Source organism: Achromobacter xylosoxidans A8, assembly GCF_000165835.1.
Lineage (GTDB): Bacteria > Pseudomonadota > Gammaproteobacteria > Burkholderiales > Burkholderiaceae_B > Achromobacter > Achromobacter xylosoxidans_B.
This window is the reverse complement of the sequence record NC_014640.1, coordinates 2,022,708-2,037,376: the sequence shown is the minus strand read 5'-3', so window position 1 is coordinate 2,037,376 and position 14,669 is coordinate 2,022,708. Positions and strand designations below refer to the sequence as shown.

Sequence of the window (14,669 nt, the reverse complement as noted above, 5' to 3'; positions counted from 1 at the left end):
CGTCCGGCGCCTATGCGTTGCGCTGGCCGGCAGGCTGGCGCAATTGTTCGTCCACCACTTCGATCCAATGCCGCACCGGCGTGTCGGTGCCGCTTTGCAAATGACCGATGCAGCCGATGTTGGCGGACAGGATCACATCCGGTCCGCCTGCGGCGATCGCACCCAGCTTGCGGTCGCGCAACTCCAGCGCGATTTCTGGATTCAATACCGAATAAGCCCCCGCCGAACCGCAGCACAAATGCTTGTCGGCGAACGGCTGCAACGCGAAACCCAGATCCGCCAGCAGTTGTTCCGACAGCGGCCGCAGCCCTTGCCAATGCTGCAGCGTGCAAGGCGGATGGAAAGCCGCGCGCGTACCCGCCTGCAGCCGCGCGCGCAATTGCGCCGCATGCGGCGCAACGATTTCGGCTACGTCCTTCACCAGCGCCACGATGTCCGCGGCCTTTTGCGCATAGGCAGGATCGTGCCGCAAGTGATGCGCATATTCCTTGACCATGGCGCCGCAACCGGACGCGTTCATGACGATGGCCTCGACCTTCCCATCCTGCAGCAGCGGCCACCAGGCGTCGACGTTGGCGCGCATCTGCGCCAACGCGTCGTCCTGGGCGTCCAGGTGGAAACTGGCCGCGCCGCAGCAGCCGGCGCCGGGGGCAATGCGCGCGCCTATGCCGACCGCGTCCAACACGCGGATGGTGGCCGCATCGATGGTGGGCATCATGGCGGGCTGCACGCAGCCCGCCAGCATCAGCACCTGCCGCGCATGGCCGGCCACCTGCGGCAGCGGCCCCGCCGCGCGGTGTTCCGGCACCTTGCGCTTGAGCGCCTCGGGCAACATGCCGCGCACCGCCTGCCCCAGCCGCATCGCGGGCGCGAACAGCGGCGACAGCATGGTCTTGCGCAGCAAGGTACGTTTGGTTTTATCGGCCCAGCTGCGCGGCACGCGCTCTTCGACGATCTTGCGGCCGATATCCACCAGATGGCCGTACTGGACGCCCGACGGGCAAGTGGTTTCGCAATTGCGGCAGGTCAGGCAGCGGTCCAGATGCTGTTGCGTGGACTGCGTGGGCTCGGCGCCCTCCAGCACTTGCTTGATCAGGTAGATGCGTCCGCGCGGGCTGTCCAGCTCGTCGCCCAGCACTTGATACGTCGGACAGGTCGCGGTGCAGAAACCGCAGTGCACACACCGCCGCAGGATGGCGTCGGCCTCCTTACCCAGATCGGTATCGCGTGCCCAGGATGCCAGATTGGTTTGCATGATGCCCTATAGATCCAGGACCAGGCGGCCGGGGTTGAACAGGCCGGCCGGATCGAGCTCTTGTTTGAGGCGGCGCGTGATCGAGGCGATCCCGGGCGCCAGCGGATGGAATACGCCGTCGGCCGGCGGCCTGCCCTGCCCGGCGCGGAACAGCGTGGCGTGGCCGCCCAGCCGCTCGGCGGTCTCGCGCAGCGCGGCGGCGTCTTGCTCGCCCGACAGCCAGCGCTGGCCTCCGCCCCATTCCAGCAGGGTCGGCCCCAGTCCGAGCGCGGCGGCGGTGGGCGGCAGGGCCAGGCGCCACAAGGGCCGGCCCGGCGCGAAGAAGGAATGCGTCTGCTCGCGCAGCGACCGCCACCAGGCCTGCGCCGCCTCGGGCGCCATCGGCGCCCCGCCTATCAGCTGGCGTGCGCTGGCGACCGCGGGCGGCGCGCCCGACAGGCGCACGGCCATCTGGCCTTCGGCGCCCTCATCGTCGCCGCTCCAGCTGGTGGCCGAGATCGGCAGGGGCTTGCCGCGCCACAGGGCGAAGCTGGCCAAGGCCTGCGCCTGCGTGGCGGGCAGCGCCAAGGTGATCTCTTGCATCGGCCGCGGCACGACCTTCAGGGAGACTTCGAGTATGGCGCCGAAGATGCCGTGCGAACCGGCCAACAGGCGCGACACGTCATAGCCCGCCACGTTCTTCATGACCTCGCCGCCAAACGAAAGAATGCGGCCTTCCGAATCCAGCAACTGCGCGCCCAGGACGAAATCCTTGAGCGCGCCCGCGCTCATGCGGCGCGGGCCCGACAGCCCCGCCGCCACGCATCCGCCCACCGTGGCGGACACCGAGAAATGCGGCGGTTCGAAGGCCAGCATCTGCCCGTTCTCGGCCAGCGCGGCCTCGAGTTCAGCCAGCGGCGTGCCCGCGCGCACCGTCACCACCAGCTCCGACGGGTGGTAGCTGACGATGCCGCGATAGGGCGTCATGTCCAGCAGGCAGTGGCCGTCCTGCGGCGTCACCGGACGGTAGTTGCCATAGAACGCCTTGCTGCCCCCGCCCATCACAAACAGGGGTTTGTGGCCGGCACGGGCCGTCATGACCTGGTCGCACAATTCCGACAGGACGAAATCCATAAGGACGGGTCCTAGAAACGGGCGAGATCGGGGAAGCGCAATTCTCCCGCATGGACATGCATCTTGCCGTATTCGGCGCAGCGGGCCAGCGTGGGGATGACTTTTTCAGGATTGAGCAGGCAGGGCGGATCGAAAGCCCGCTTGACCGCCAGAAACGCGTCGAGTTCTTCGCGAGAGAATTGCACGCACATTTGATTTATTTTCTCCATACCCACACCGTGCTCTCCGGTCACGGTCCCTCCTACCTGCACGCACAGCTCAAGTATGGCGGCGCCGAATTTCTCGGCACGCTCCACCTCGTCCGGCTTGTTTGAATCGAACAGAATCAACGGATGCAGGTTGCCGTCGCCTGCGTGAAAGACGTTGGCGCAGCGCAGGCTGAATTCGTCTTCCATCTGTTCTATGGCGCCCAGCACGCGCGCCAGATGGCGGCGCGGTATCGTGCCGTCCATGCAATAGTAATCGGGCGATACGCGCCCCGCGGCCGGGAAGGCGTTCTTGCGGCCGGCCCAGAACTTCAGGCGCTCGGCCTCTGACGACGAGACCTGGCAGCGCGTGGCTCCGGCCTCGCGGAACACGGCCTCCATGCGCGCGATCTCGTGCTCGACCTCTTCGGGCGTGCCGTCCGATTCGCACAGCAGGATGGCTTGCGCGTCCATGTCGTAGCCAGCGCGCACAAAGGGTTCGACCATGTGCGTCGCGCGGCGGTCCATCATCTCCAGGCCTGCCGGGATCATGCCGGCCGCGATCACCTGGGTGACCGCGTTGCCCGCCGCTTCGACGCTGGAAAAGCTGGCCATGACGACCTGCGCGCAAGCCGGCTTGGGGATCAGTTTGACCGTCACCTCAGTGACCACGCCCAGCATGCCTTCCGAACCGATGAAGACCGACAGCAGGTCCAGGCCCGGTGCATCGGGCGCCTCGGAGCCCAACTCCACCACCTCGCCGTCGATGGTCACGACCCGCACGCGCAGCACGTTGTGCACGGTCAGCCCGTACTTCAGGCAATGCACGCCGCCGGAGTTCTCCGCCACGTTGCCGCCGATGGAACAGGCGATCTGGCTGGAGGGGTCGGGCGCGTAGTACAGGCCGTAAGGCGCGGCCGCCTCGGAGATCGCCAGATTGCGCACGCCGGGCTGCACGATGGCCGTGGCGCTGGCCAGGTCTATGTGCTTGATGCGATTGAACTTGGACAAGCCGAGCAGCACGCCGCGGCTGTGCGGCATGGCGCCGCCGGACAAGCCGGTGCCGGCCCCGCGCGCGACCACGGGCGCATTCAGGCGTTTGCAGATGCGCATGACGGCCTGCACCTGTTCTTCCGTTTCGGGCAGGGCAACGACCGCAGGCAGCGCGCGATACAGGGATAGGCCGTCGCACTCGTAGGGGCGCGTATCCTCTTCGCGGAACAACACGCAGTGCGCGGGCAACACGGCCGACAACGCCTCGATGAGCTGCTGCAAAGAATAAGGCGCCTGCACTTGTGCCAGGCCGGTTTCGACCAAAGAATTCATGAGCGCAACAATAGCGCGAGCACCCGTCACTAGCAGACCGGGATTTACCCGCATCCGCGCACCTGCGGCACGCCAGATAAGTAACCAGCCGTAATCGCCAGCATTGCAGGCTGCGTCCGGCCGGCTTGCGCCCTTCATGCCGGCATGAAAAAACCGACGGCATGCCGTCGGCTTCGGAGGTCGGGAGCGCCGCGGCGCCAGCCTTTACCAGGAAACGATCTTTCCCGGGTTCAGGATGTTGTTCGGATCAAACGCATGCTTCAGGCTGCGCATCAGATCCAGGGCATTCTCGCCATGCTCTTCGGCCATGAACTGCATCTTGTGCAGGCCCACGCCATGCTCGCCCGTGCAGGTGCCGTCGGCGGCGATCGCGCGGCGCACCAGGTTGTGGTTGATGGTTTCGGATTCTTCCCACTCTTTGGCGTTGTCCGCATCGAGCAGCATCAGTACGTGGAAGTTGCCGTCGCCAACGTGACCCACGATGGTGTAGGGGAAGCTGGCGCGGTCGAGTTCCTCGACCGTGTCGCGCACGCAATCGGCCAGGCGCGAGATCGGCACGCAGACGTCGGTGGTGCTGGCGCGGCAGCCGGGGCGCAGTTGCAGGCCGGCGAAGTAGGCGTTATGGCGCGCGGTCCACAGGCGGCTGCGGTCTTCGGGACGCTCGGCCCATTCGAAGTCCATGCCGCCGTGATCCGCCGTGATCGCCTGCACGGTTTCGGCCTGCTCCTGCACGCCGGCGGGGCTGCCATGGAACTCGAACACCAGCAGCGGCGTTTCGCGCAGCGTCAGCTTGCTGTGCAGGTTCACCGCGCGCACGCTGGCTGCGTCCATGAACTCGACGCGCGCGACCGGCACGCCCATCTGGATGATTTCGATCACGCTCTGCACGGCCGAATCCAGCGTGGGGAAATTGCAGACCGCGGCCGACACGGCTTCAGGCTGCGGGTACAGGCGCACCGTCACTTCGGTGATGATGCCCAGCGTGCCTTCGCTGCCCACGAAGATTCGTGTCAAGTCGTAGCCGGCCGAGGACTTGCGGGCGCGACCGGCGGTGCGGACGATGCGCCCGTCCGCCGTGACCACGGTCAGCGACATGACGTTCTCGCGCATGGTGCCGTAGCGCACGGCGTTGGTGCCGGAAGCGCGCGTGGCCGCCATGCCGCCCAGGCTGGCGTCGGCGCCCGGATCGATCGGAAAGAACAAGCCGGTGTCGCGGATTTCTTCGTTGAGCTGCTTGCGCAGCACGCCGGCCTGCACGGTGGCCGTCAGGTCCTCGGCGTTGACCGCCAGCACCTTGTTCATCTGCGACAGGTCCAGGCTGATGCCGCCCTGGATCGCCAGGATGTGGCCTTCGAGCGAAGACCCTGCGCCGTAGGGAATCAGGGGCACGCGATGCTGATTGCACAGCTTGGCGATCTCGGCCACTTCCTCGGTCGTGTGCGCGAAAACCACCGCGTCCGGCGGCATGGCCGGATAGGGAGATTCATCGCGGCCGTGGTGGTCGCGCATGGCGGAGGATTCGGACAAGCGATCGCCAAAGCGGGCGCGCAAGGCATCCAGACAGGCGGCCGGCACCGGACGGCGCAACGATTCGGCGTGCAAGGGAGCGTTCATGGTCAGCGTGATCTCGGGTTCGTTAACCTGATTATTCTACGCCGCCGCGCACGCCGCGCCGCAAACCGCCAAGCGCTGGCGATCGGCGGCGCTGCCAGGGGCTTACTTGCCGGAAGTCAGGGCGACCCGGCGGCGTTCGCGCACGGCGTGCGCCAGGCGCTCGAGCACCGCGACCGAGGCGTCCCAGTCGATGCAGCCGTCGGTGATGCTCTGGCCGTAGACCAGCGGCGTGCCCGGCACCATGTCCTGGCGGCCGCCCAGCAGATGGCTTTCGACCATGACGCCCACCAGGCGGCTGTCGCCCGCTTCCATCTGGCGCGCCACGTCCTCGATGACCAGCGGCTGGTTCTCGGGCTTCTTGCTGCTGTTGGCGTGGCTGGCGTCGATCATGATGCGCTGTGCCAGGCCGGCCTTGGACATGTCCTGGCAGGCCGCATCGATGCTGGCCGCATCGTAGTTCGGCGTCTTGCCGCCGCGCAGGATGACGTGGCAGTCCTCGTTGCCGGCCGTCGACACGATGGCGGAATGGCCGCCCTTGGTCACCGACAGGAAATGGTGCGGCTGCGACGCCGCCTTGATCGCGTCCACCGCGATCTTCACATTGCCGTCGGTGCCATTCTTGAACCCCACCGGACACGACAGTCCCGAAGCCAGTTCGCGATGCACCTGGCTTTCCGTCGTCCGAGCCCCGATCGCCCCCCAGGAGACCAGATCCGCGATGTATTGCGGCGTAATCATGTCCAGGAACTCGCAACCCGCCGGCAGTCCCAGGCTGTTGATGTCCAGCAGCAATTCGCGGGCGACGCGCACGCCCTTGTTGATGTCGAAGCTGCCATCCAGATCCGGATCGTTGATCAGGCCCTTCCAGCCCACCGTGGTCCGCGGCTTCTCGAAGTACACGCGCATCACGATTTCCAGGTCGGCGCTCAGCCGGTCGCGCACGGGCTTCAGACGCTTGGCATATTCGATGGCCGCGCGGGTGTCATGGATGGAGCAAGGACCGATCACGACGATCATCCGGTCATCCATGCCATGCAGGATGCGGTGCATCCCCTGGCGGGCGGCGAACACGGTGTCGGACGCCTCCTTGGTGCAGGCGAACTCGCGCATGACGTGCGCGGGCGGGTTCAGCTCTTTGATTTCTCGAATGCGAAGGTCGTCGGTATTGTGTGACACGGTACTGCTCCTGGGTTGCCCGCCACGGGGATGTTCCCGAGGTGGTTTCCTCAACTGGCGGCGCAAAAAAAGCCGCCAGTTCGCTGGCGGCTTTTTTGGGGGGATTCTTTCCAAACTTCAGATTGAGCGCGTCCCTTCCTCCGCCAGCGGCTTCAGAAAACCATAAAAATAAAAATAAAAGGCGGGGGACGCGAATTTCATGGGGATTGACTCTAGCACAAATTTTTCGGGCCGTCACCCGTGTTTTTTCGGATCAGGCCGTGCCGCCGACCGTCAGGCCTTCCATGCGGACCGTGGGCATGCCCACGCCCACAGGCACGCTCTGCCCATCCTTGCCGCAGGTGCCCACGCCCGAATCCAGCTGCAGGTCATTGCCGATCATGGTGACGCGGTTCATGGCGTCCGGACCGTTGCCGATCAGGGTGGCGCCCTTGACCGGGTAGGTCACCTTGCCGTTTTCGATCATGTAGGCCTCGGACGCGGAGAACACGAACTTGCCGTTGGTGATGTCGACCTGACCGCCACCGAAGTTGACCGCGTACAGTCCGCGCTTGACGGACGACACGATTTCCTCGGCCGGCTTGTCGCCCGCCAGCATGTAGGTATTGGTCATGCGCGGCATGGGCAAGTGCGCAAACGATTCGCGGCGGCCATTGCCGGTGGCAGCGGTCTTCATGAGGCGCGCGTTCAGGGTGTCCTGCATGTAGCCGCGCAGGATGCCGTCTTCGATCAGCACGTTGCGCTGGGTGGCGTTGCCTTCATCGTCGATATTGAGCGAACCGCGGCGATCCGGGATCGTGCCGTCGTCCACCACGGTGACCCCCTTGGAGGCCACGCGCTCGCCGATGCGGCCGGAGAACACGCTGGAACCCTTGCGGTTGAAATCGCCTTCCAGCCCGTGGCCGACAGCCTCGTGCAGCAGGATGCCGGGCCAGCCAGAGCCCAGCACGACGGTCATCTCGCCAGCCGGCGCCGGGCGCGCTTCCAGGTTTACCATGGCTTCGTGCACCGCGCGCTCGACATAGCCTTGCAGCATTTCGTCCGTGAAATAGGCCAGGCCCAGGCGGCCGCCGCCCCCGGCGTGGCCCATCTCGCGACGGCCATTGCGTTCGGCGATGACAGTCAGCGACAGGCGCACCAGCGGACGCACGTCGGCGGCCAGGCGGCCGTCGCTGCCGGCCACCAGCACCACGTCGTATTCGGCGCCCAGGCCCGCCATGACCTGGATCACGTGCGGATCGCGCGCGCGCGCCATGCGCTCCACGCGTTCCAGCAGCGCAACTTTTTCCGGGGCGCTCAGCGTGGCCACCGGATCGATATCGGCGTACAGGCTGCGGCCGATCTCGGCTTCGACCTGCGCCGCCACCTTCACTTTGCCGGCGCCGCGGCGCGCAATGCCGCGCACGGCGTGGGCCGACGACAGCAAGGCTTCGGGCGACAGCGAATCCGAATAGGCGAAGGCGGTTTTCTCGCCGCTCACGGCGCGCACCCCGACGCCCTGGCTGATCGAAAAACTGCCCGTCTTGACGATGCCCTCTTCCAGGCTCCAGCCCTCGCTGCGCGTGTACTGGAAGTACAGGTCGGCGTAGTCGACCTTGTGCGTGAAGATCTCACCCAGCGCGCGCGCCATATCCGCCTCGGTCAGCCCCCAAGGGTCGAGCAGCAGGGATTTGGCGGTGGCGAGGGAAGCAATGGCGGGATCGATGATTTTCATGGGGCTCTGTACAGGAGGCGGCGGCGCGCAGGCGCGCGCTCGCGGTGATACTCGAGATCATATCGTAACGCCGGCGCAGCCCCGCCGTCGCGGGAACGCTCCGGCGCAGAGGATTCAGCGAGCGGCACGCGGGCGGCGAAAAATACCACAGGCATTATCTATGGGACATGGGATGGGGCCGGAATATTACATATCAAGCTGGACAGGCTGGCTCAAACGCAGGCTCAAACAATGTTCGATACGCCCCTCTTTCCCTGTTCCGGAAGACATGGGCGGCTCGTCGGCATATAGACCCCACGATATCTCGAACGCACACGCCAAACTCGTCATACAACTTGACATGAAAATGAAATGTGCCAAAGGAACGCCCCGGCGCCCAATACGGGATCACATCAGACGGGACCGCATAAATATCGGACTACAGGACAATTCATTCGTTCCCTTGCATACCGTCATCAGACCTCCACCAGCGCCGGGCAGGCAGCTTGCACGATTGATGGCGGCAGCCCGCAAGCCGCGTATTTGCACGCTCTGCGAGACAAACCGCGCAGGCGCAAGGGTTCAACGGCCCATTTGTCCGCCTCGTGAACCAATATCCCTATTGTTTCAAGTTGTCCCAAATTTAAGAATATCCTTCCCAGCACTTGGCTCATTGCAGGCATTCCCAGACCGAAAAACGGTATCGGGCTCTTTTGATACAAAGTAATTGCTTCGAAAACCGGGAAGTCAAGCCGCAACTTCTGTATTATGCGAAGCACAACAATTACACATAACTTCGCCGGCGATTACAGCAGTTCCATAATCAGGAATAAACCATGGCCCGAGAATCCTACGCAGCACTGCAAGCAAAGATCGAAAAGGAAATCAACAAGCTACAAAAGAAGGCTGAAGTCCTGCAAACCAAGCGCCGCAAGCCGGTGATCACGCAGATCATCACGTCGATGCGCGAGTACGAAATCACGCCTGAAGAGATCATTGCAGCCTATGGCGCCGGCAAGCCCGCCCGCGCCGCCACAGGCGGCCGCCGCAAGGCCGGCGCCGCTGCCCGTCCCGCCAACGCCGCCAAACGCGCCGTTGCGCCCAAGTACCGCCATCCTCAAACAGGGGAAACGTGGAGCGGCCGTGGCAAGGCTCCCCGCTGGCTCGCCGCGGAAGAAGCCGCAGGCGCGACCCGCGACAGTTTTCTTATCAAAGAATAAGAACCTATTCGCCAGTAATAAAAAAATCGGCGCACCAAAATGGTGCGCCGATTTTATTTAAAGGCTGGTCCGCAAAGACCGCCGGAATTTATTGCACCGGGAAACGGATTTCGCGCTCAGCGCCATTATTCCCGGGAAAATTATCAAATATTGCGCGCACCAGGTACGGCATGGTCCGCAGGAAATCGTCGCGCTCGCTCAATATGAAAGCGCTGGAACGGTACACCTCCGCGCCGCCCCGCTGCGTGTCATAGATATGCAGGGTGAGGGTATTGCGCTGCACCGCCATCGGCACATCCACCCAGTCCGGCCCCCAATAGCCATAGCCGGCGCCCCAGGGCCGCGGGCCGTAGAAGCCGCCGTAGCCATAGCCGTAGCCGCCGTAGAAGTACGGGTCGTATGGACGCTGCACCATTATCTGGGTCTGCGAGGTGCCGTAATTGAACGACACGTCGAAACGGCCTTTGGCTCCAGGCCTGGCTTCGACCAGGCCGGTTGCGCCTATGCCGGCACGCACCATGTCCTGATAGGACTGATATTCGAGATTGTTGTTTTGCGAGGCGTCGGCGGCGATGAATTGGTATGTCTGCCCCTCTACGCCCGCGGGCCATTGCTGAAAGGAAGTCACCCGCGCGGAAACCGTCGGCGCCGCGCAACCCGTCAGGGCGAGCGCCCCCGCAACAGCCATCAGGCCCGCCCAGCGGCGTGCATTGAACATGGACAACCTCGACATTTTGCAACCCCTCCGGCGCGCGACGGCGCCATGATACTGACTTTGACTCGAACCGCTACAAAAAGTTTACGGTAAGCCAAAAGGCCCAGGCCGGCGCGCCATGCCCAACCACTACAATAGAGGCCTCGTTCATACAGGACTGCAATCCCATGCGCACAGACACGCCCGTAACCGTATATCGCAAGGATTACCAGCCCTACCCCTACGACATTCCCGAAGTCGCCCTCGCCTTCGATCTCGCGCCGGACGCGACCGAAGTGCGCTGCACGCTGCAAGTGCAGCGCAAGGCCGGGGCCAGCGCCGACGCCGCCCTGGTCCTGGACGGAGTAGACCTGGAACTCGTCTCGGTAGGCGTGAATGGCGCGGCCCTGCCCGCCGACAGCTACCGCCTGTCCGAACACAGTTTGGCCCTATACGGCCTGCCGCCGAGCGCCACGGTGGAAATCGTCAGCCGCTGCAAGCCTTCGGCCAATTCCACGCTGATGGGCCTGTACGTCTCGGGCGGAAACTTCTTCACCCAGTGCGAAGCCGAGGGCTTTCGCCGCATCACCTGGTTCGCGGACCGGCCTGACGTCATGTCGCGCTACCGCGTAACCTTGCGCGCGCAGCCGGAGTACCCGGTGCTGCTGTCCAACGGCAACCTGCTGGCCACGCGCCAATTACCCGACGGCCGCAACGAAGTCGAATGGGAAGACCCCTTCCCCAAGCCCTGCTACCTGTTCGCATTGGTGGCCGGCAAGCTCACGCACCGCGAAACCACCGTGAAGACCGCCAGCGGCCGCGACGTGCTGCTGCAGGTCTATAGCGACCCGGGCTCGGAGTCCAAGACCGAATGGGCGCTGGATTCGCTGGTGCGCGCGCTGCGCTGGGACGAAAGCCGCTTCGGCCTGGAGCTGGACCTGGATCGCTTCATGATCGTGGCCGTCCATGACTTCAACATGGGCGCGATGGAAAACAAGGGCTTGAACATTTTCAACGCCGCCTACGTGCTGGCGGATGCGGACACCGCTACGGACGCCAACTACGAAGGCATCGAGTCCGTCATCGGACACGAGTACTTCCACAACTGGACCGGCAACCGCGTCACCTGCCGCGACTGGTTCCAGTTGAGCCTGAAGGAAGGCCTGACCGTCTTCCGCGACCAGGAGTTCAGCGCCGACATGATGGCCCACGGCATGGATGCCGCCGAAGCCGCAAGCGCCCGCGCGGTCAAGCGGATCGACGACGTGGTCGCGCTGCGGGCCGCCCAGTTCCCGGAAGATGCGGGTCCCATGGCTCACCCCATCCGGCCGGAAAGCTACCAGGAAATCGGCAATTTCTACACCGCCACCGTGTACGAGAAAGGCGCCGAGGTCATCCGCATGCAGCACACCCTGCTGGGCGAGGAAGGCTTTCGCGCCGGCATGGACGAGTACTTCCGTCGCCATGACGGCCAGGCCGTGACCTGCGACGACTTCGTCGCCGCCATGGAATCCGTCTACGTGCGCCAACATCCGGACCGCGACCTGTCCGTGTTCCGCCGCTGGTACCGCCAGGCCGGCACGCCGCGCGTGACCGTCAAGCTCGAGCACGACGCCGCCGCGCGCCGCTGCACCGTGACGCTCACTCAGGAATGCCCGCCGGTCGGCGTGGAAAGAAAGGCCGGCGCCGACTACGTCAAGGCCCCCTTCCATATCCCCTTCGCCATCGGCCTGCTGGATCCGAGCGGCCGCCCCCTGCCGCTGCGTCAGGGCGACAAGGTCGAGGAAACCGCGTTGCTGGAACTGACGCAGCAAAGCCAGCAATGGGTATTCGACGATATCGCCGAGCGCCCCGTGCCGTCGCTGCTGCGCGACTTCTCGGCGCCCGTCATCGTCGATTACAACTGGACCAACGAAGAGCTGGCGCTGCTGTCGGCGCATGACAGCAATCCCTTCGCGCGCTGGGAGGCCGGCCAGGAATTCGCCACTCGCCAGATCCTGGCGCTGGCCGAGGCCCAACAGGCCGGCAAAACGCTGCATGCCGATTCCGCCTTCATCGACACCTGGCGCGCGCTGCTGACCGATCCTGAGATCGATGCCGCCTACCGTGCCCGCGCCTTGGCGCTGCCGTCGGAAAAGACCCTGGCCGAGCGCATGCAGCAGGTGGATCCGCCCGCCCTCGCGGTCGCGCGCGACTTCCTGCGCGCCGAACTGGGACGCCAGCTGGCCGCCGAATTCCGCCAGGCCTTCGACGACAACCAGACTCCGGGGGAATACAGCCCGGCGCCGGTTCCGGCGGGCAAGCGCGCGTTGAAGAACCTAGCGCTTAGCCACCTGATGGCGGCGGGCGAACTCGACGCCCAGCGCCTGGCCGAGCAGCAGTACGGCAAGGCAGGCAACATGACCGACAGCATGGCCGCGCTGTCCGCCCTGATCAATTTCGGCCAGGGAGAGTTCCCGCAAGAGGCGCTTGCCGCCTTCTACGACAAGTGGCGCGACAATGCCCTGGTGGTGGACAAGTGGTTCGCCCTGCAGGCCGCGGCACGCTCAACCACGGTGCAGACCGCGCGCGAACTGATGCGGCACCCCGCGTTCACCTTGCGCAATCCGAACCGCGCTCGCTCGCTGATCTTCCAGTTCTGCCTGAACAACGCGCGCGGCATGCATCATCCCGACGGCACGGGCTACGCCTTCTGGGCCGAGCAGGTGCTGGCGCTGGACGCGCTCAATCCCGAAATCGCTGCCCGTCTGGCGCGCGCGCTGGACAACTGGTCGCGCTTCGTGCCCGCCCTGCGCACGCCCATGCAGGCCGCCCTGCAGCAGGTGCGCGCGCACGAAGGCCTTTCGCGCAACGTGCAGGAAATCGTATCCAAGGCTTTAGAATTCGCAGCATAGGAGGTTCCTTTGAAACGCAAAACACTGACCCAATACCTGGTGGAGCAACAGCGCTCCGCCCAAGCCCTCGCGCCGGAAGTGCGGCTGCTCATCGAAGTGGTCGCGCGCGCCTGCAAGGCCATCAGCCATGCGGTGAGCAAAGGGGCGCTCGGCGGCGTCCTCGGCAGCCTGGAAAGCGAGAACGTCCAGGGCGAAGTGCAGAAGAAGCTGGACGTGCTGTCCAACGAGATCCTGCTGGAAGCCAATGAATGGGGCGGCCACCTGGCGGCCATGGCCTCCGAAGAGATGGAAACCATCCATCTGATTCCGAACCGCTATCCCAAGGGCGAATACCTGCTGCTGTTCGATCCCCTGGATGGCTCCTCGAACATCGACGTCAACGTCTCCATCGGCACCATCTTCTCGGTGCTGCATGCGCCGCACAACGTATCGGGCGCGCCCGTGTGCGAACAGGACTTCCTGCAGCCGGGCGACAAGCAGGTCGTGGCCGGCTATGCCGTCTACGGTCCGCAGACCATGCTGGTGCTGACCATCGGCAATGGCGTGGTGGGCTTCACGCTGGATCGCGAAATGGGCTCGTGGGTGCTGACGCACGAGAACATCCGCGTGCCGGAAGACACCAAGGAGTTCGCCATCAACATGTCGAACATGCGCCACTGGGCCGCCCCGGTCAAGCGCTACGTCGACGACTGCCTGGCCGGCACCACCGGTCCGCTGGGCAAGGACTACAACATGCGCTGGATCGCCTCCATGGTGGCGGACGTGCATCGCATCCTGACCCGCGGCGGCATCTTCATGTACCCCTGGGATGCCCGTGAGCCCGGCAAGGCCGGCAAGCTGCGTCTGATGTACGAAGCCAACCCCATGAGCTTCCTGGTCGAACAGGCCGGCGGCGCCGCGATCAACGGCGAGCAGCGCATCATGGCGATCCAGCCCGACAAGCTGCACCAGCGCGTCAGCGTGATCCTGGGCTCGAAGAACGAAGTCGACCGCGTCGGCCGCTATCACGCCGAAGAGGCTGCCAAGCAGTAATTCCGCAGGCGCTCCGCGCCCATGAAAAAAGCCCCGGCGCCTTGTGCGGCCGGGGCTTTGTCTTTGAAGGATGGCCGGAACGGCGGTCACTTCACCTGTTCAATGGACTTCACGTCGTCCTTGTTGATCTGGACCTTCTTGCCGTCCTTGTCATATTCGTACATGCCCGAATCCTTGTCGTATTTGGGCGTATCGGGCGTCACGGTCGAGCTGCCGTCCCGCTGCTGAATGACCGACGGAGACGAGCATCCGGCCAGTACCCCGAATCCGGTCACGGCCAGGGCAAGCGTCATGGTCTTCAGTTTCATGGGCGTGTTCTCCGAAAGTGAATCGTGGTTTCACTGTATCGGACACTGTCCCCTCATTCGTGACCGGTTGTGGTCAAAATGCATGCGAAGGTAATCCGGCGGACCCGCCAGAACGCAAAAAACCCCTCGCAAGGCCGGCCTGCGAGGGGTTGCACACGC

The 14,669-nt window shown here is 64.7% G+C and carries 12 protein-coding genes; 3 read left to right on the top strand and 9 right to left on the bottom strand.

Annotated elements, in window-relative coordinates:
• Positions 1-10 precede the first annotated feature (10 nt).
• The 7 genes from glcF to AXYL_RS34840 form a co-directional block, all read right to left on the bottom strand.
• Entirely contained in the window at positions 11-1,255 is a 1,245-nt protein-coding gene (gene glcF / locus AXYL_RS09505) for a glycolate oxidase subunit GlcF (protein WP_013392579.1), read from the bottom strand.
• Between the two features lie 6 nt (positions 1,256-1,261).
• Positions 1,262-2,368 (bottom strand): glycolate oxidase subunit GlcE, encoded by a 1,107-nt coding sequence (gene glcE / locus AXYL_RS09500; protein WP_013392578.1) that lies wholly within the window; start codon positions 2,366-2,368, stop codon positions 1,262-1,264.
• A gap of 11 nt (positions 2,369-2,379) precedes the next feature.
• Positions 2,380-3,879 (bottom strand): FAD-linked oxidase C-terminal domain-containing protein, encoded by a 1,500-nt coding sequence (locus AXYL_RS09495; protein ID WP_041653019.1) that lies wholly within the window; start codon positions 3,877-3,879, stop codon positions 2,380-2,382.
• A 204-nt stretch (positions 3,880-4,083) separates the two neighbouring features.
• Positions 4,084-5,493, bottom strand: a complete 1,410-nt coding sequence (locus tag AXYL_RS09490; RefSeq protein WP_013392576.1) for an FAD-binding oxidoreductase — start codon at positions 5,491-5,493, stop codon at positions 4,084-4,086.
• 102 nt (positions 5,494-5,595) lie between these two features.
• Entirely contained in the window at positions 5,596-6,669 is a 1,074-nt protein-coding gene (gene aroG / locus AXYL_RS09485; RefSeq protein ID WP_013392575.1) for a 3-deoxy-7-phosphoheptulonate synthase AroG, read from the bottom strand.
• 253 nt (positions 6,670-6,922) lie between these two features.
• Positions 6,923-8,383: a metalloprotease TldD gene (gene tldD, locus AXYL_RS09480; RefSeq protein WP_013392574.1), complete on the bottom strand. Its 1,461-nt coding sequence runs from the start codon at positions 8,381-8,383 to the stop codon at positions 6,923-6,925.
• A gap of 455 nt (positions 8,384-8,838) precedes the next feature.
• Positions 8,839-9,036: a hypothetical protein gene (locus AXYL_RS34840; RefSeq protein WP_148260593.1), complete on the bottom strand. Its 198-nt coding sequence runs from the start codon at positions 9,034-9,036 to the stop codon at positions 8,839-8,841.
• A 162-nt stretch (positions 9,037-9,198) separates the two neighbouring features.
• Here AXYL_RS34840 and AXYL_RS09475 point away from each other — a divergent pair, with 162 nt between their 5' ends.
• The gene (locus AXYL_RS09475) at positions 9,199-9,582 is read left to right on the top strand and encodes an H-NS family nucleoid-associated regulatory protein (protein ID WP_013392573.1); all 384 of its coding nucleotides are present in this window, start codon (positions 9,199-9,201) and stop codon (positions 9,580-9,582) included.
• 88 nt (positions 9,583-9,670) lie between these two features.
• Here the strand turns inward: AXYL_RS09475 and AXYL_RS09470 are convergent, their stop codons facing one another.
• Entirely contained in the window at positions 9,671-10,315 is a 645-nt protein-coding gene (locus tag AXYL_RS09470) for a DUF4136 domain-containing protein (protein ID WP_013392572.1), read from the bottom strand.
• Between the two features lie 149 nt (positions 10,316-10,464).
• Between AXYL_RS09470 and pepN the strand changes: the two genes are divergently transcribed.
• Both pepN and AXYL_RS09460 read left to right on the top strand, forming a co-directional pair.
• The gene (gene pepN / locus AXYL_RS09465) at positions 10,465-13,170 is read left to right on the top strand and encodes an aminopeptidase N (protein WP_013392571.1); all 2,706 of its coding nucleotides are present in this window, start codon (positions 10,465-10,467) and stop codon (positions 13,168-13,170) included.
• Between the two features lie 9 nt (positions 13,171-13,179).
• Positions 13,180-14,202 (top strand): class 1 fructose-bisphosphatase, encoded by a 1,023-nt coding sequence (locus AXYL_RS09460; protein ID WP_013392570.1) that lies wholly within the window; start codon positions 13,180-13,182, stop codon positions 14,200-14,202.
• Between the two features lie 86 nt (positions 14,203-14,288).
• On the opposite strand, the gene AXYL_RS09455 is transcribed toward AXYL_RS09460, so the two are convergent.
• On the bottom strand, positions 14,289-14,510 hold the full coding sequence (locus AXYL_RS09455) for a YgdI/YgdR family lipoprotein (protein WP_013392569.1): 222 nt from the start codon (positions 14,508-14,510) through the stop codon (positions 14,289-14,291).
• Positions 14,511-14,669: the final 159 nt, after the last annotated feature.

Bases quoted from the DNA above. Each gene is read 5' to 3' on its own strand.
- glcF (WP_013392579.1), bottom strand. From the start codon at position 1,255: ATGCAAACCAATCTGGCATCCTGGGCACGCGATACCGATCTGGGTAAG.
- glcE (WP_013392578.1), bottom strand. From the start codon at position 2,368: ATGGATTTCGTCCTGTCGGAATTGTGCGACCAGGTCATGACGGCCCGT.
- AXYL_RS09495 (WP_041653019.1), bottom strand. From the start codon at position 3,879: ATGAATTCTTTGGTCGAAACCGGCCTGGCACAAGTGCAGGCGCCTTAT.
- AXYL_RS09490 (WP_013392576.1), bottom strand. From the start codon at position 5,493: ATGAACGCTCCCTTGCACGCCGAATCGTTGCGCCGTCCGGTGCCGGCC.
- tldD (WP_013392574.1), bottom strand. From the start codon at position 8,383: ATGAAAATCATCGATCCCGCCATTGCTTCCCTCGCCACCGCCAAATCC.
- AXYL_RS34840 (WP_148260593.1), bottom strand. From the start codon at position 9,036: ATGAGCCAAGTGCTGGGAAGGATATTCTTAAATTTGGGACAACTTGAA.
- AXYL_RS09475 (WP_013392573.1), top strand. From the start codon at position 9,199: ATGGCCCGAGAATCCTACGCAGCACTGCAAGCAAAGATCGAAAAGGAA.
- AXYL_RS09470 (WP_013392572.1), bottom strand. From the start codon at position 10,315: ATGTCGAGGTTGTCCATGTTCAATGCACGCCGCTGGGCGGGCCTGATG.
- pepN (WP_013392571.1), top strand. From the start codon at position 10,465: ATGCGCACAGACACGCCCGTAACCGTATATCGCAAGGATTACCAGCCC.
- AXYL_RS09455 (WP_013392569.1), bottom strand. From the start codon at position 14,510: ATGAAACTGAAGACCATGACGCTTGCCCTGGCCGTGACCGGATTCGGG.